Source organism: Nostoc sp. CHAB 5836 (assembly GCF_020829445.1).
Taxonomy (GTDB): Bacteria; Cyanobacteriota; Cyanobacteriia; order Cyanobacteriales; family Nostocaceae; genus Nostoc.
The window spans coordinates 21,285-38,545 of the sequence record NZ_JAIVFV010000060.1 but is presented as its reverse complement, the minus strand read 5'-3'; the positions used below and the strand labels follow the sequence as shown (position 1 = coordinate 38,545).

Below are 17,261 nucleotides of genomic sequence, written 5' to 3'. Positions count from 1 at the left end.
CGATGATCGCATAGATCGCAATTGTTTCATTTAACATATGCCCCTCCGAATTTTCTGACTGGAGGGCATTTTATTGCTTAAGTGGTCACGTGCGATCGCACTCCCGCGTAACTAGCAACTTGGGTTACTACTCCAAGAAATTGAATCATCCTCAGATGTTCTACTAACCCAAACACTAGATTTTTTACGTTTTCTCAAGACAAAACCAGGAACCGAGGAAATATCTCTTGACCTGTCAACAGAAAAAAATGATGACACTTCCAATCATCAAACGAAACCGGAAATACAGGAAGCAACACCAATTATTAGAGGCTCTAAAGCAGAAGACTTGCTAAAATTTGCCGGAACCTGGCAAGGGGATGATTTTGAGGAGTGCTTACAGCTTGTTTACGAAACCCGTTCCCCGGCTGAATTTTAGTCATGTACCTCCTAGATACCAACCATTGTAGCCTTTTCAAAGGATACAACAGGTGCAAACCTTAGCCTTAGAATCTTGGCTTTGACATTCTCCCAACACCAACCGATTCCTACGGAAAGTTTACCAAACTGTATGTAGGGTAATTCCAGATATCTTCTCCCCTCTTCTCTCTGCGCCCTCTGCGCCTCTGCGGTTCGTCCCTCCTACCCCAACCTCGGACGTATCCCATAATGCCGATATCGCCAATAATCCCGCAAAATGCGATCGTGGTCAAAACATAAATTACCAGGCACAGACCAATACTCAAAAATGCCTACACCCTTAGCATCATCCCCAGCCTTTGGTTCCCCCGTCGCTGTCGCCAAAAACACAATGCTAATTGTATGCTGACGTGGATCGCGATCGGGGTCAGAATAGACCAGTAATTGTTCAACTAACTCCACTTGCAAACCCGTTTCTTCCTCAGCTTCTCGCCGCGCCGCCACTTCCACCGCTTCCCCATAATCTACAAAACCACCAGGAATAGCCCAACCTAAAGGTAGATTATGTCTTTCAATTAACACTATTGGCCGATGAGGTCGATCTACTAGTTCAATGATGATATCAACTGTCGGCGTAGGATTTCGGTAAGTCATATTTATGAGTCATTGGTCATTAGTCATTAGTCATTAGTCATTAGTCATTAGTTATTCACAAAGGACAAATGACAAATGACAAATGACAATCAAGATGAGTTTACTTGATTTACCCTGCAAATACTGTTCCGTCATAGATTCGATGCGATCGCCTAGCGTGTTGATCAGACAATTGCTTCCTCCCATAATTCAGGTTAAATATGCCTTTTCCAAGATCTAGTGGCATTTTGCTGCATCCTACTTCCTTTCCCAGTCGATTTGGCATTGGGGATTTAGGCTTAGAAGCCTATCGCTTCATTGATTTTCTCAAAGAGAGCCATCAACAATACTGGCAAGTTTTACCCTTGGGGCCCACTGGATACGGAAATTCCCCGTATATGTGCTACTCGGCAATGGCGGGAAATCCTCTACTAATTAGCCCAGAAAAACTCTTAGAAGAGGGTTTGCTATCTGAAGAAGACTTTGCTAATTTACCAGGATTTCCGGTAGGAAAGGTAGATTTCGAGCAGGTTGTGCCGATTAAGATTAGGCTACTCAAAAAAGCCTGTGAAAACTTTAGAACCAATGCTACGCCCATCCAACAAAAAGAGTTCGCAGGTTTTTGCGACAGCAAAGCCTATTGGCTAGATAATTACGCCCTATTTATGGCCCTGAAAGATGCCAACGAGAATGCAAGTTGGCATACATGGGAGCCAGAATTTGTCAAGCGTGAACCGGAAGCATTAGCTCAAGTAGAGCGTCGGCTCAATGTCGAGATTTTTTATTACAAGTTCGTCCAATTTGAGTTTTTCCGGCAGTGGTCAGACCTGAAAAGCTACGCCAATATGCGCGGTATTGACATTATCGGCGATATCCCCATCTACGTAGCTCATGATAGTGCCGACGTGTGGGCGCATCCCGACATCTTTTGCTTAGACGAAGAGACAGGAGTTGCTGCTCAAATGGCAGGAGTTCCACCAGATTACTTTAGCGCCACAGGTCAATTGTGGGGCAACCCGGTTTATAACTGGGAGGAATTGCAAAAACAAGACTTTAAATGGTGGCTACAACGCTTTGAGGCAATGCTAGATTACGTAGATATAATTCGCATTGATCACTTCCGAGGCTTCGAGGCTTATTGGTCTGTGCCTCAAGGTGAAGAAACTGCCATGAATGGTAAATGGGTGGAAGCACCTGGAGACGCTTTTTTTGAAACGATCAAACAGAAGTTAGGCAAGCTACCCGTGTTGGCCGAAGATTTGGGAGTAATTACACCAGAGGTAGAAGCGCTGCGAGACAAGTATGAATTTCCTGGGATGAAAGTTTTGCAGTTTGCCTTTGGTTCTGATCCCGGTAATCCGTTTTTACCATTCAATTACCCGCGAAATGCTGTAGTTTATACCGGCACTCACGATAATGACACAACTGTCGGCTGGTTCAATTCAGCTAACGAGTACGAAAAGCAAAACCTGTTGCTTTATTTAGGTTGTATTAGTCCTGAAGGCATCCACTGGGATTTGATTCGTCTAGCTTTGAGTTCCATAGCCAACCAAGCGATTATTCCCTTGCAAGATATTTTGGGGTTAGGAAACGAAGCGCGAATGAATTTTCCCAGTATTGCTGAGGGTAACTGGGAGTGGCGCTATCAAGCAGCAGCGTTGACTGAGGAATTAGGCGATCGCTTGAAAGTTCTTACTAGACTTAATGGACGCGCGCCGGAAGCTAATTGAGTTGGGGGAGATGAGGGAGTTGGGGGAGATGAGGGAGTTGGGGGAGATGAGGGAGTAAGCCAACATTATTATTCTTCCTCATCCCCCTCATCCCCCTCATCCCCCTCATCCCCCTCATCCCCCTCATCCCCCTCATCCCCCTCATCCCCCTCATCCCCCTCATCCCCCTCATCTCAAAACTTCGCCTTGGCAGCAATCCTAATTTCTTCCTCTTTCCCAGGCTCTCCCATTTCCTTAGCTTTCTCTTGATTGACGCTCATCAACACGCCACCAGCATTATCAGTTTTTACTGTCAGTTGTTGTTGGGCTTTCCAAATTCGGTGAGACCCTTCTGGTAAAGTACCCTCAAACTGGGTTTTGCCATCAGCGATTACGCGAATCCAAGATGACGCTTTTAAGGTGACACCAATCTGTACAGCCTGTCCCTGTTGGACTTGGCTAAGGGTATCGCTGACAGATTGAACTTCTACTGACTCTTTTAGTTGGGCTAGTTCTGGTTTAACAAAGGATTTTTGTTTTGGATATGGCTGGTTTCGGCTATTACTTGCTTGTAGTACAGCATTATTTAATAATTGAGATAAACCATTGACAGAGCATATAATTAGCAATATGTAAAGAAAGTAAAGATGAATCGGACGTAGTTGAGAAAGGGGTGAAGCATTTCTTATACTTTGGGGACTAACTTCTGTAGAACTAATCGGAAAAGTGCCAGAAAATTCTACTCCATTCAAGCCTAGCGCTTCGGCAAATTGCCTGATCAAACGCTGAATATAGATTGGTTCTGGCAGATCGTTTAAATTACCTTCTTCGATCGCCTGCAATAATCGCCGAGGAATCCTGGTCAATCCAACCACTTGCTCTAGAGATAGACCCTGTTCTTGACGCAATGCGCAAAGTTGAGCGCCTAATTCTGCCAGCTTTTCAGCTCGTTGCTGCTCTAATGAAAGTGATAGCTGGTGATTATTCTTCTTCTTTCTTAGCCATTTCATGTCTACTGACACTCCTTAACTTTGCTGAATCAATAATTAGGTTGCGTTATCTGCTCTTGTAAAAACTTAATCTCATGATCTTTGAGGGAACGATATTTACCCTCTGACAAAAAAGGTTCTTTTGGAGTTTGTAATTGAATTGGGCCGATAGCAGTGCGATGCAGCTTGATTACTGGGTATCCTAACTGTTGAGCTATTCGGCGAATTTGGCGATTTCTTCCCTCCTGCAACACTACTTCTAAAAAGCTTTGCTCGGCACAACGTTCTACGAGGTGTACCTTAGCGGCCCTGGTTTTTCTACCCTCCAATATCACACCCTGACGCCACATTTGCAGTACTCTTTCTGGAGGATCTCCTTTGACCAAAACACGATACGTCTTGGAAATACTGTGGCGTGGATGGGTTAGTCCAAATGTCAGTTCTCCGTCATTGGTCAGGATTAATGCTCCTGTAGAGTCTGCATCTAGACGTCCAACTGGGTGAATACCTGAACCCTCTCGTAATTCTTTCGATAGTAGATCCAGGACTGTTGGTCTGCGATGAGGGTCGTAGCAAGTGGAAACCACTCCTGCTGGTTTGTGCAGCAACAAATATATTAAAGCCGGACGCTGCTTTTCGGATACAGGTTTACCATCGATGGCGATCGCATCTTTTTCGGGATCAACTTTTTGCCCTAAATGTGCCAATACCCCATTAATCCGCACCCGTGAGTGCCTAATCATTTCTTCGGCTTCACGACGTGAGGCGATACCCCATTGAGCGAGAATTTTTTGTAACCGTGCCTCCATGTGGAAATTGCTTATTTACTATTAACAATTAAATGATATTTGCATTTTGTGCCGAGTTGGCGTAAATGTTACATTTAAAGCCTGCTCAAGTTCTGTTCGATTCTTGAGCAAATACTCATAAACAGATTGGTTAAATGCCAGAGCAAAATTCCCAAACAACAAGTGCAAATAAAATTCGCATAATTACGCAGGTACTCACAACAGCACTCAAGCTCTGGTTGAGAGCGCAAGTCAGCCAAATATCTGAATTAAAAGTGGAGATTAAAGCCAGCGATCGCCAAATTCTCTCTGGATGTATCCCCTCGGTATCTATTTTTGCTACTCGTGCAGTTTATCAAGGTCTCCTGATTACACAAATTCAATTAACAGCAGAAAATATTCGGATAAATATCGGCTCAGTACTCAAGGGACAGCCTTTGCGACTGTTAGAAACAGTACCAGTGGTTGGTCATTTGATCGTAGAAGAGAAGGATCTGAATGCTTCTCTCTCATCTGATTTATTATCGACTGCTTTGAGTGATCTGCTGGTTAAGGTTTTACCAACAGATTACCCACAGTCACAAACAATTAATTGGCAAGAAATTCTCCTTGAGAACAACCAAATTATACTGCGAGGTATGAGAGTAACCAATGGTGAAACAAAACCTCTAGATATTTGTCTGGGCTTACAGTTACTTAGTGGGCATGAATTGCAAGTGGGACAGATCTCGTTCAAGTCCAACCAAGAATATATATTAGATGGGAATCATCAGTACAGTCTAGATCTTGGCTCAGATGTGGATATCCAAGAACTAACGCTGATCCCAGGACAGGTGGTGTGTCGTGGTAGGATTAACGTTAATCCTTGATGATGAGGGATTAAAAAATATTAATGCTCTATTTTAAATGATATTGCGCCTCTCAGTGGGACAATCCCCCCTTCGTTTCTGTGCCGTCTCGGAATATAATTCCAAGTTATTGCATTGAAGAGGCGAGAAATAGTATCTAGTTTTATAGACAAATAAGACTATTAACTAGTTTGTAAGTTTAACCTTACTGGATGAACTACAACACCCTCTATCCCATTGCTAAAAGCGTTTGGAATTGCTTTTTTAATTATGTTATATGAACCGCTAACATCTGCGTTTATAAGTTTTCCAGACTTACTCTTATATAATCCTCTTTGAATTCGTTTACCACTAAAGGTATGTTGAATTCCTTTTTTATAAGTTGGGATTATATCTAAATCTAAGAAAGAAGCTTTGCTGGTGTAAAATTCTTCAGTGAGAATTACTTTCATTCCAGCTAATTCAGCTTTGTATTTCAATTGATGTACAAATCTCTCATGTGGAATCTGTGTAAAATTTTGATTGTTTCGTTTTCCGATGTTTAAGTCTTGCTTCCATGTGTCGTTCTTTCCTATTACTAATGTTCCTATGCCATGAGCAATTAAATGATTGACAACAAACCTACTAGCTTTATGTAAATAATCATCTACTTTTAAATTTCTTTTTGTAGAAAGTTTTTGAATCTTCTTTGTACTTCCTTTTTTAACAATAGATTGAAATTTCGCCTTGACTTTATTAAAGTATTGGTTTATGGACTTTAGTGGATTACCATTTACAATGATTGGTTGAAAATCTTCAATATTTGATGTGATTGCAGCTAAATTTGATAGACCTAAATCTACTCCAGCCACTTTGGTTTTATCTAATTTGTTTTCGCTAATAACAAGAACATTGTAAACAACCTCTAGAATATAATGATTCAACTTAGGTACAATTCTAACTTGAGCAACTCTTGCCTAACAATATAATTAGCAGCGTTATACAAGTTTTTTGAGAAAAAACATAAGTTATCTATTTCTTTGTAATAAATGTGTTTTTTGTTAATTATATGACGTTCGACTAATTGCATGATTCATCCGCCTCTAAACATTTAATAATACATTCAGTTTGACGACTTCGACGGCGAATAGAATACAGTCTTGCACAAAAACTCGTAACAATAGAAACCAAATCATGCATTAAATCATCAGTCCGATCGTAAGCTAAATTCACAACTTCTATGTCACGTCCAGTCTGATTTAATAAAACTTTTAAATAATTAAAACCTACTCTAGACAATCTATCTTTATGTTCACAAACAATCAAAGAATAATCACTTTTATTTAACAAATCTATTAACTTTCTTCTATTATCATTAACACCACTACCAACTTCTTTAACTATTCTAATAATTTGATATCCTTTGGCAATGCAATAACTTTCTAATCTTTCAGCTTGACTATCCAAATTAGATTTGTTTTCACTGCTAGATACGCGAGCGTAAATAACAACACCTTTGGTTATTGGATTATCTAACTTTACGATAACAGTTCCACTTGGTAACTGTTCAGCTTTAAGATCCCCTCGTTTCCACATTCTCCAAGCAGTTTTGTAGCTAACACCGATTGATTTAGCATACTCAGATAATTTCATTATAAAAACCTATACGCCACAAATAATATAACGCCTAAGTCTATATCTGTCAATGCATGTCTATACTTTTAGCAAAACTTTTCAATACTTTACTCGCTTCGTTGCGATCGCGCCTCGGAATAGAATCCCAAGGCTAATAGCTTAAGTCCTCTCAAGAGGACTAATACCAATTCACGAAGATCCTGATACATATAGATTTCTCGTAGGGGCATGGCAATGCCCATTGGTGTCAACTTAAGTCATCAAGCTCATTCCCCAGTCATTTTACCCCACCCCTCAGTCCCCTCCCCGCAAGCGGAGAGGGGAGGTTTTGGCTTTAGACAAAACCGGGGTGGGGTGACACAGAGCGTGATGGGAAGTGAGTGGACTCTTAATCATTCCTTGCTTGGGTTTCACGTTAAGTTGACACCAATGGGCAATGCTATACTCCTACTGGTTTGTATCATTATTAAAATCAAATGGTATAAACAATAATTTTAGTCCACTTGAGTGGACTTGAGCTATTAGCCCGGAACTTAAGTTCTGGGCGGGATGTGGGTCAGTGCAATACTTTAACTGTTACTCAAAACCGTTACAGTAGTGGCAACAGCAATGTCACAAAATAATAAACCAAAGGAGCAGTGAAAATATAACTATCGGTACGGTCTAAAATACCACCGTGACCGGGGATTAACTGCCCAGAATCTTTGACACCAGCATCACGTTTGAGCATAGACTCAGTAAGATCCCCTAAAAGACTAGCAATGCCAATGAGCAAACCCAATGCTAAACCAGTGAAGGGGAATCTGGGCAAGTGTAAATAATAGGCTCCTGCAAGGGCTACGGCAACACTTGAAGTAATGCCAAAGACGGCACCTTCCACAGTTTTTTTCGGGCTAATCTCAGACAGACGGGTTTTCCCAAAGAATTTGCCAATGGTATAAGCACCGATATCGGCAGCCCAAATACATAAAAAAGTCAGGAGTGTTGCTGTAAAACCTTGGGATAAAGAAGCGGAATTTGCCTTTTCCCAGAAATCTGCCCAAGTTGTTGGCCAGTAACCTCCGAAAGGGAGATTGCTAAAAGTAGCACTATCAATTGCTCGTAACCGCACCCAGTAACTCGGCAAATAACCTACGTAAAATAGCCCCATAATAGAAGCGGAAACATCAGCGATCGTGGCAAATTTGGGTTGAAACAGCAGGTAAAAACAAATAAGTGTCCCAGCTAAAGGCATTACAGCGTCAGCTAAACTGCCATCAAGGGTACAAATCACCAGCAAAATTTGGCTGACAGCCATAGTGGTTTTAGCGGCGGGAGCGATGCCTCTGGCTCGCACCAAATTAAAATATTCCTGTTGACCCAAAAAGATGATCACCGCAAAGACGATGGTAAAGTACCAACCCCCCAGAAGGGTGACAGAAAGAGCAAGAGCGATCGCAACAATTCCACTAATAATCCGAGACCAAGGCATAGAAGTATTTTGGATTTTGGATTTTGGATTTTGGATTAGAAATTAGGTATTCGAGATTAGGGATTGGTAATTGTGGTTTGGTTTGTGATGACATATCACCTAAATCCCCAATCTAAAATCTAAAATCCTTCGACTGAGCGACTTGCCTTCTTGGAAGTCGAAAGGAGCCGAAGTCTAAAATCTAAAATCTTTTGATTTATAGGACTTACGCAACTGGCATATTATTTGGAGTTTGTAGTGAGGACTTTAGTCCTCTTTCATCAGGGCTGTTCGCGGAGCGTTCCCGTAGGGTAGCCCTGACTACAAACTAAAAGCTTTTATTTTTTGTGACACTTGCGTAAGTCCTAATTTAGTCTAGTTTCTCACCACTGAGGATAAAAATGGGATCAACGGCGGTAAAGGTTTGAGAAAAGCCGCGCGTCTCTAGGCGATTAACCGCAGACTGGACGACTTCGATATTTCTGGCCCTTAACAAAGAAAAGCTCTGGGAAATAGCATACAGACTTTCTAGATTAGCAGCTGTGGCTACAACCCGACCGGATGGCGGCAAATAATGCCATGCTGCTTGCAATATTTCTTGTATGGGGCGTCCTCCCTCGATGCAAACGCGGTGAGGGGTAACTTTCAGATTATGTAAACACTCTGGGGCACTACCTTCAATTACTTCGACATTTTTGACTTCAAAGCGATCGCAGTTACGCTTAATCAGATTAGCTACTTCTTCATCTCTTTCTATAGCGATAATCTGTCCCTTTGGACACAATAGCCCTACCTCTACCGGAATTGTACCTGTCCCGGCGCCAATATCCCACAAAACAGAATCTGATTTTAGTCGCAGTTGGGCAATTAACAGTAGTCGGACTTCTCGCTGGCTCAGGGGAATTCCTGGCAAATTTTCAAACAATTCATCGGGAATACCTGGGGTAATATAAGGCCAAAGTTGGGAGGGCATAGAACTACGCAATTATACTAAAGATTAGATTTGCCAAATGGAAAAGTCATAAGCTCTAAAAAGTTTTCAACCGTAGCATTATAAGAAAACATAATGATTGGCGAAATATTAGGCGATCGCTACGAAATTCAGCAGCTATTAGGAAAAAAAGCAGGGCGGCGGACTTTGTTAGCTCGTGACTTGCAAACTCAGGAATTAGTTGTCATCAAGTTACTCTCTTTTAGTAGTGACTTTGAATGGGATTCACTCAAGCTGTTTGAGCGGGAAGCTGAAACTTTAAAATCTTTGTCACATCCCTTAATTCCTGAGTATTTAAACTATTTTGAGGTAAATTTACCAAGCATCAAGGGATTTGCCCTAGTACAAACTTATATCAGAGCAAAAACTTTAGAGGAATACTTACAAACTGGGCGGGCTTTTACAGAAGCTGAAGTCAAACAGATAGCTAAAGCACTTTTAGAAATTCTCGTTTACTTACATAAGCTACATCCGCCTGTGATCCACCGTGATATTAAGCCTAGCAATATTTTATTGGGCGATCGCTCTGGTAATAGTATCGGTCAAGTTTATTTGGTAGATTTTGGCTCAGTGCAGACAGTCCTGGCTACCGAAACCGGGACAAGGACTGTGGTAGGAACCTATGGATATATGCCACCAGAGCAATTTGGCGGACGCACTGTTGCAGCATCAGACCTTTATAGTTTAGGCGCAACCTTAATTTATTTAGTGACGGGTACTCACCCAGCCGATTTACCCCAAAAGGATTTTCGCATTCAGTTTGAACAAGTGGCTAATGTAAGTCCCAGCTTTAGCAATTGGTTAAAGTGGATGACTGAACCTAGTTTAGAACGGCGTTTGAGTTCTACTGACCAAGCCATCGCCGCTTTAGAGAAACCACAATGGACAAACTTACCTACTTTGGTTGTTGGCAAACCAGATGGGAGTAAGATTCAACTAACGAAAAATGGAGATTCTCTGGAAATTATCGTTCCACCGGCTGGTTTTGATCCATCAATAGTATTTACAGGTTTATTTGCGATCGCCTGGAATTCATTTATCCTCTTTTGGACAATTGGCGCACTGTCAGCTCCTTTTCCTGTCAACATCCCCTTTGCATTGTTTTCACTACCTTTTTGGGGTGCTGGCTTTGTCATGGTGTATAAATTTCTATTTCATTTATTTGGAAGCATCTGCTTACGCCTGAATCCCAAACAAATTTCCCTAACCTGGGAGTTATTTACTTGCAAATTTTATCGTCCCCGTGCATCGTCAAGACAAAGCATTACTAAGTTAGTTTACGTTCCCAAACATTTTACTAAAGATTCTGAAGGCACTAAAATTGCCGTTCCACCACAATTGGATATTTGGGTGGGAGTAAAAAAATATCAACTTGGTGGTACTGGTGGTGTGATTAAATCTGAAGCGGAACTGGAATGGCTAGCTCATGAATTAAGCGATTGGTTAGGTTTGCCAATTACCAATCCAATTATAAGTTAAGTAAGTTGGCGCGAAAAAATCAAAGTATGTTACGAAACGTAAATAGCCTTAAAATTTTTACTAGTGACTAATGACAAAGGACAAATGACAGCCTTAGCCAGTTAGCTTTAATTGCGCCGACCTACTTAATTGCGCTCACCATTGTTTTGTTCAAGATGTCCAGTTGTGTCTGTTGGAAAACTTATGCTTTTATGGATAATACTGTCTTCATATATCGTACGTAAGTACATTGGTGCAAAAAAACTCAAGTATATTACGAAACGTAAATAAGCTTAAAACCTTTACTAATGACAATTGACAAATGACAAATGACCAATGACAAATGACAGCCTTAGCCAGTTAACTTTAATTGCGCCAACCTACTTATGTACTAAAAAAGCTTAGATGAGACTTAATTGTAACCCTTACTACGAAACAAAGTTTGGTGCTGCTTATTTGGGAAACAGCCTAGAATTAATGGCAGATATTCTCGACGAAAGTATCGATTTAATTTGTACCTCTCCACCATTTGCATTAGTTCGTAAAAAAGAATATGGAAATGTTGATGCTGATGAATATGTTGAATGGTTTAAAGATTATGCAGCACATTTTTACCGGATTCTTAAACCAACAGGCTCACTGGTTATTGATATTGGTGGCAGTTGGATTAAGGGGATGCCAGTTCGTTCTCTTTATCATTTTGAGCTAGTTGTTGCTTTATGCAAAGCAAAAGAAAAAGGCGGACTTGGATTTTATCTAGCACAAGAATTGTATTGGTATAACCCAGCAAAACTACCTACCCCCGCCGAATGGGTAACAGTTCGCAGGGAAAGAGTTAAAGATTCAGTAAATACAATTTGGTGGCTGTCAAAAGAACCGCATCCTAAAGCTAATAACAGAAGGGTTTTAAAGCCTTATAGTGATGCGATGAAAAACCTTTTAAAGAATGGATATAAACCCAAAATTAGACCATCAGGTCATGATATTTCCGATAAATTTGGGAAGGACAGGGGAGGAGCTATTCCCCCGAATATTATTGATGGACGTTGTGGTATAGAAAAAGAAGAAATAGGGCAACAGACTCTTATACAAGAAACTTTATTTGAAGATTTAGTTCAGCCAGTAAATGTGATTTCTGCCTCAAATACTGCTTCTAACGATTATTACCAAAAGCGTTGTAAACAAGAAGGTTTTAAGCCACACCCAGCAAGATTCCCTCAAGCTTTACCAGAGTTTGTTATCAACCTTTGTACAGAACCAGGCGATATTGTTTTAGAACCTTTTGCTGGTTCTAATATGACAGGTCGAGTTGCAGAAACTTTACAAAGACGCTGGTTAGCTTTTGAGATTGCCGATGTCGATATATCTACCTGTCGCAGTCTGGCATCCTCAGAAGTGATGGTCATCAGATATTGACCGTTGACATAAATTACTGGTAATTCGTTGACTTTGCGAACTTCTACCTTGACTGCTGTTTTTGCTGGTGATTGAAAGTAATTTTGACCAATTTTCTGCAACTTCTTTTGAATATCTTCTGAACGCTCATAAAAGTTGGCTCTTGATGCCGCTATTTGAAATAACCGACGACCATCTAAATAAATCCAGCCGGAAACAACTCGATCATCTGAATTACTACTCACACTGCTGGGAGCTTGCAGTTGCGGGAAAAAAGGAATTTGGGCTGTGGCTTTTGGCACAGATACAACGCCTATGGCCATTGAACTGGCGATCGCCAAAAATTGAAAGCGCACTCAAACACCTCCTTGAGTAAAATCTACTAGTGACTACTTCTATAACTATCCTCCGCAATTACTTTGGGTAGATGTACCTATCTAAAGTTGAGGTTTTCCCTTGAGATGATGAAATTTTGAGGTTTTTTGTTTTTATTCTATCTTTAGATAGATGACAAAGTACTTAAAATTAGTAAAAAAGGTGAGACGAATCTTGCCCTTAGCAAAGATAAAACGAAAAGGAAAAACCTGGGGAGGAAGTTGACATTATGCTGATCAAACGTCAAGCTAGTTTTGAGGACTATTGACTAGTGATTTGCCTTGTTTCAAGCAAAAATCGCCAGTAGTAGAATAACCTAGTAGAGTGCGTAAAATTTACGTAGCTTTTTTCATTTTTTGAGGTAACTTTTGATGACCGCAACTTCTCCCCGATTAAAGCACGAGGTTAAAGACCTCGGCCTAGCTGCCTTGGGAAGACAGCGCATTGAATGGGCTGGACGCGAAATGCCAGTTTTGCGGCAAATTCGCGATCGCTTTGCTATGGAAAAGCCCTTCGCTGGTTTACGCCTTGTAGCTTGTGCCCACATTACAACAGAAACAGCACATTTGGCGATCGCTCTCAAAGCCGGTGGTGCGGACGCGCTTTTAATTGCTAGCAATCCCCTCTCAACGCAAGATGACGTAGCCGCCAGCCTCGTCGTCGATCATGAAATTCCCGTCTTTGCTCAAAAAGGCGAAGATAACGAAACTTATAACCGCCACGTCCAAATAGCTTTAGATCATCGCCCCAATATTATTGTTGATGACGGTAGCGATGTGGTTGCAACCTTGGTACAACAACGCCAACACCAAATCGCTGATTTAATTGGTAGCACCGAAGAAACCACCACCGGGATCGTGCGGTTACGCGCCATGTTTAGAGAAGGCGTTCTCACCTTCCCCGCAGTCAACGTCAACGACGCCGACACCAAGCACTTCTTTGATAATCGCTATGGTACTGGGCAATCAACCCTAGATGGCATTATCCGCGCCACCAATATTTTGTTAGCTGGTAAAAACATTGTCGTCGTCGGTTATGGCTGGTGTGGTAAAGGTACAGCCCTCCGCGCCCGTGGGATGGGTGCTAACGTCATCGTCACCGAAATCGACCCCATCAAGGCAATTGAAGCCGTAATGGATGGTTTCCGCGTTTTGCCAATGGCTGAAGCTGCACCCCAAGGTGATATTTTTATCACTGTGACTGGTAACAAGCACGTCGTTCGTGGTGAACACTTCGATGTCATGAAAGACGGTGCGATCGTTTGTAACTCTGGTCACTTTGACTTGGAACTCGATTTGAAATACTTGGCTGCCAATGCTAAGGAAATCAAAGAAGTTCGTCCTTTCACTGAAGAATATAAGTTGAAAAATGGTAAATCAGTTGTCGTTCTTGGACAAGGACGCTTGATTAACCTAGCTGCGGCTGAAGGACACCCCAGCGCGGTAATGGATATGAGTTTTGCAAACCAAGCTTTGGCTTGTGAATTCCTGGTGAAGAATAAGGGTAAGTTAGCCCCTGGTTTGCACTCAATTCCTGTTGAGGTTGATCAAGAAATTGCTCGTTTGAAGTTGCAGGCTATTGGTATCACGATTGATAGTTTAACAGCAGATCAAATTGAGTACATTAATTCTTGGACAAGTGGAACTTGATACATTGATTAGTTGATTTTTTCGGGGATAGGCTTTTTGCTTATCCCTTTTTTGTGTTTCTCTCGCAGAGACGCAGAGGCACAGACAGAGGATATAATAGTATGGAGGGTGCTAAGTAGGTCGGCGCAATTAAAGATAACTGGTGATGGCTGTCATTTGTCCTTAGTAATTAGACATCTCCGAAAAAGAATGTAGAGACGTAGCAGTGCTACGTCTCTACAAGGGTTATGGGTAACGCATATTTAATTTGACCAGATGTCTATTCGTCATTGGTAAGGGTTTCAAGCCTATTTACGTTTCGTCACATAGTTTGATTTATTTTCACCGACTTACTTATTGTAAGTTTATATGTCAGCAAAAGATTTTTTTCATAATGCTGTTAAGTTAGCTTTAGAGAAAGATGGTTGGTTAATTACTGATGATCCTTTAATATTTCTAGTAGATACTATAGAATTTCGCCTTGATTTAGGAGCAGAAAGACTTTTAGGAGCAGAAAAAGAAGGAGAAAAAATAGCAGTTGAAATAAAATCTTTTTTGGGAAAATCAGCGATTAGTGAATTTCATACAGCTTTAGGACAAACACTTAATTACCGTTCTATTTTAAGAAAAGAAGAACCCGATCGTATTTTATATTTAGCAATTAGTTATGAAATATATACAGTTTTTTTTCTAATACCTGTGATTCAAGAAATAATTGCTGAACATAAATTAAAACTATTGATATTTGAAAGTAGCAAAGAGGAGATTATTTTATGGAAGGAATGAATTATCCTGAATTAATACAGACAGTATTAGCAAGACATACAGAAAGTCATTTAGCTAAGGGAACGGAAATACAATTAATATTTGATAATCAAACAAATCACTATTTAGTAATTCACCTAGGTTGGGAAGGCGAAAAACGAACTTATGGTTCGGTAATTCATGTTGATATTAAGGATGGAAAAATTTGGATTCAAAGAGATTTAACTGAGGAAGGGGTAGCTAATGAATTAGTAGAGTTAGGTGTACCGAAAACAGATATCATTTTAGGTTTTAGATCACCTCATGTGAGACAGTTTACTGGTTTTGCATCGGTTTAAACTTTTTGCATTATATGCTGACTGAAGTTGAAAGCGTAGGGTATTGCAATTGATAGTTTAGCTCCTGATATCAAATCTATGTTCCTAACTACAATATTTCATAAATTCGTAGCGAATTCTCTTTGCGTTCCTACCCTGCGGGAAGGCGAAGCGCCTATGCGCTTCCCTTTGCGCCCCTACCCTGCGGGAAGGCGCAGCGCCTATGCGTTTAAATTTCAACACTCAATTCGCCACGAATTAATGCTGCATCTGTACTAACTACTTCCGTTTTGCGACACTACCTCAAGGTGAATTACCCATTGAACCAAATCCTCCTCCACCAGGGGTTTCTATCACAAAAACATCTCCAGATAGCATCTCCACTGTTGCTGTGCTGTCCAAATCCTCTTGTGTTCCATTTTGACGCGCTATCCAGTTACGTCCAACTTTTCCAGCTTCCCCACCATTTAATCCAAAGGGAGGGACACAGCGATGACCAGAAAGAATATTAGCGGTCATGGGTTCAAGAAACTTGATGCGGCGAATCACCCCGTTACCACCTGAATATTTTCCTTTACCACCGCTATCGGGACGCAGACAAAAGCTTTCTACTTGCACAGGATAACGAGTTTCTAAAATTTCTGGGTCGGTCAAGCGGGAGTTAGTCATATGGGTTTGGACTGCGTCAGTACCATCAAAGTTAGCCCCTGCACCAGAACCACCGCAGATGGTTTCATAATATTGATAACGCTCATTACCGAAAGTAAAATTATTCATCGTTCCCTGAGAAGCGGCCATCACACCTAATGCACCATATAAAGCATCGACAATGGTTTGGGAAGTCTCTACATTACCTGCTACTACTGCGGCTGGGTAAGCCGGGTTCAACATACAGCCTTCAGGAATAATAATTTTTAAAGGTTTCAAACATCCTGCATTCAAAGGAATACTATCATCAACCAGCGTGCGGAAGACATATAAGACTGCTGCTTGAGTGACAGCTTTAGGAGCATTAAAGTTACTATTTAACTGCTCAGATGTGCCAGTAAAATCAATAGTAGCATGGCGATTTTCGCGGTCAATTATGACTTGAACATGAATTTCTGCTCCGTTATCCATGTGATAAATAAATGAGCCATCTTTGAGAACATCAATGGCTCGTCTCACTGATTCCTCAGCATTGTTTTGGACAAACTGCATATATGCTTGGACTGTTTTCAGCCCAGATTGAGCAACCATTTTATGCAATTCTTGTACTCCCCTTTCATTGGCAGCAATTTGTGCTTTGAAATCAGCTAGATTTTGGTCAGGATTACGAGTAGGATATTTATGATTTGTCAGGAAATTTCTGACTTGAATTTCATGAAAATTATCTTGTTCAACTAAGAGAAAATTATCAAACAGAATGCCTTCCTCTTCTACTGTGGTACTGTGGGGAGGCATGGAACCAGGAGTAATTCCACCAATATCGGCTTGGTGTCCGCGTGAAGCAACAAAAAAGAGGGGAGTGGGGGAGGCGGTATTGTCGTTAGTTTCTGGAAATACAGGGGTAATAACGGTTACATCAGGTAGGTGAGTCCCGCCATTATAGGGATTGTTGGATAAATACACATTTCCTGATTTTATAGTATCGCCTTGATCATTAATTAAACTGCGGACACTTTCACTCATCGACCCCAAATGTACAGGAATATGTGGGGCATTAGCTACTAATAATCCTGAAGCATCAAAAATGGCACAGGAAAAATCCAGCCTTTCTTTAATATTGACTGATGCGGCGGTGTTTTGCAGAACAATCCCCATTTGTTCGGCAATGAATTGATAGAGATTTTTGAAAATTTCTAAACGAACCGGGTCTGGTTGAGATGTGGTAGACATTTTTAACTCCTATTTTTTTAGTTT

The 17,261-nt window shown here is 41.0% G+C and carries 17 protein-coding genes; 9 read left to right on the top strand and 8 right to left on the bottom strand.

Annotated features, from left to right (window positions below; genetic code table 11):
• The first annotated feature begins 139 nt into the window (after positions 1-139).
• Positions 140-418, top strand: coding sequence for a hypothetical protein (locus LC605_RS14285; RefSeq protein ID WP_229548186.1), 279 nt, complete (start codon positions 140-142; stop codon positions 416-418).
• A 203-nt stretch (positions 419-621) separates the two neighbouring features.
• On the opposite strand, the gene LC605_RS14280 is transcribed toward LC605_RS14285, so the two are convergent.
• On the bottom strand, positions 622-1,053 hold the full coding sequence (locus tag LC605_RS14280; RefSeq protein ID WP_229548184.1) for an NUDIX hydrolase: 432 nt from the start codon (positions 1,051-1,053) through the stop codon (positions 622-624).
• Positions 1,054-1,253: 200 nt separating this feature from the next.
• On the opposite strand from LC605_RS14280, the gene malQ reads away from it, so the two are divergent.
• Positions 1,254-2,762, top strand: a complete 1,509-nt coding sequence (malQ, locus tag LC605_RS14275; protein ID WP_229548183.1) for a 4-alpha-glucanotransferase — start codon at positions 1,254-1,256, stop codon at positions 2,760-2,762.
• 173 nt (positions 2,763-2,935) lie between these two features.
• Here the strand turns inward: malQ and LC605_RS14270 are convergent, their stop codons facing one another.
• Positions 2,936-3,751 (bottom strand): RodZ domain-containing protein, encoded by an 816-nt coding sequence (locus LC605_RS14270; protein WP_229548182.1) that lies wholly within the window; start codon positions 3,749-3,751, stop codon positions 2,936-2,938.
• A gap of 29 nt (positions 3,752-3,780) precedes the next feature.
• Entirely contained in the window at positions 3,781-4,539 is a 759-nt protein-coding gene (locus LC605_RS14265; RefSeq protein WP_229548181.1) for a pseudouridine synthase, read from the bottom strand.
• Positions 4,540-4,673: 134 nt separating this feature from the next.
• Between LC605_RS14265 and LC605_RS14260 the strand changes: the two genes are divergently transcribed.
• Positions 4,674-5,387, top strand: coding sequence for a DUF2993 domain-containing protein (locus LC605_RS14260; protein WP_229548180.1), 714 nt, complete (start codon positions 4,674-4,676; stop codon positions 5,385-5,387).
• A gap of 161 nt (positions 5,388-5,548) precedes the next feature.
• Here the strand turns inward: LC605_RS14260 and LC605_RS14255 are convergent, their stop codons facing one another.
• The 4 genes from LC605_RS14255 to cbiT all read right to left on the bottom strand — a co-directional run bounded on the left by LC605_RS14255 (position 5,549) and on the right by cbiT (position 9,403).
• A complete protein-coding gene (locus tag LC605_RS14255; RefSeq protein WP_229548179.1) occupies positions 5,549-6,289 on the bottom strand; it encodes a transposase in 741 nt (246 codons plus the stop codon).
• A 136-nt stretch (positions 6,290-6,425) separates the two neighbouring features.
• The gene (locus tag LC605_RS14250; RefSeq protein WP_229548178.1) at positions 6,426-6,998 is read right to left on the bottom strand and encodes an IS607 family transposase; all 573 of its coding nucleotides are present in this window, start codon (positions 6,996-6,998) and stop codon (positions 6,426-6,428) included.
• A gap of 571 nt (positions 6,999-7,569) precedes the next feature.
• Complete coding sequence (locus LC605_RS14245; RefSeq protein WP_229548177.1) at positions 7,570-8,451, bottom strand: phosphatidate cytidylyltransferase; 882 nt, start codon at positions 8,449-8,451, stop codon at positions 7,570-7,572.
• 349 nt (positions 8,452-8,800) lie between these two features.
• Positions 8,801-9,403 carry a precorrin-6Y C5,15-methyltransferase subunit CbiT gene (cbiT, locus tag LC605_RS14240; RefSeq protein WP_229463216.1) on the bottom strand — a complete coding sequence of 201 codons (603 nt, stop codon included), beginning with the start codon at positions 9,401-9,403 and terminating at the stop codon, positions 8,801-8,803.
• 93 nt (positions 9,404-9,496) lie between these two features.
• Here cbiT and LC605_RS14235 point away from each other — a divergent pair, with 93 nt between their 5' ends.
• The 6 genes from LC605_RS14235 (at position 9,497) to LC605_RS14210 (ending at position 15,380) form a co-directional block, all read left to right on the top strand.
• The gene (locus LC605_RS14235) at positions 9,497-10,900 is read left to right on the top strand and encodes a serine/threonine-protein kinase (RefSeq protein WP_229548176.1); all 1,404 of its coding nucleotides are present in this window, start codon (positions 9,497-9,499) and stop codon (positions 10,898-10,900) included.
• A gap of 384 nt (positions 10,901-11,284) precedes the next feature.
• The gene (locus tag LC605_RS14230) at positions 11,285-12,295 is read left to right on the top strand and encodes a site-specific DNA-methyltransferase (protein ID WP_229548175.1); all 1,011 of its coding nucleotides are present in this window, start codon (positions 11,285-11,287) and stop codon (positions 12,293-12,295) included.
• 67 nt (positions 12,296-12,362) lie between these two features.
• Positions 12,363-12,650 (top strand): hypothetical protein, encoded by a 288-nt coding sequence (locus LC605_RS33285; protein ID WP_306426864.1) that lies wholly within the window; start codon positions 12,363-12,365, stop codon positions 12,648-12,650.
• Positions 12,651-13,020: 370 nt separating this feature from the next.
• Positions 13,021-14,298 (top strand): adenosylhomocysteinase, encoded by a 1,278-nt coding sequence (gene ahcY / locus LC605_RS14220; protein WP_229548174.1) that lies wholly within the window; start codon positions 13,021-13,023, stop codon positions 14,296-14,298.
• 348 nt (positions 14,299-14,646) lie between these two features.
• Positions 14,647-15,063, top strand: coding sequence for a XisH family protein (locus LC605_RS14215; protein WP_229548173.1), 417 nt, complete (start codon positions 14,647-14,649; stop codon positions 15,061-15,063).
• Positions 15,051-15,380 carry a XisI protein gene (locus LC605_RS14210; protein WP_229548172.1) on the top strand — a complete coding sequence of 110 codons (330 nt, stop codon included), beginning with the start codon at positions 15,051-15,053 and terminating at the stop codon, positions 15,378-15,380. Before LC605_RS14215 ends, LC605_RS14210 begins: the two co-directional genes overlap by 13 nt.
• Before the next feature lie 282 nt (positions 15,381-15,662).
• Here the strand turns inward: LC605_RS14210 and LC605_RS14205 are convergent, their stop codons facing one another.
• A complete protein-coding gene (locus tag LC605_RS14205) occupies positions 15,663-17,237 on the bottom strand; it encodes a hydantoinase B/oxoprolinase family protein (protein WP_229548171.1) in 1,575 nt (524 codons plus the stop codon).
• Between the last annotated feature and the right edge of the window lie 24 nt (positions 17,238-17,261).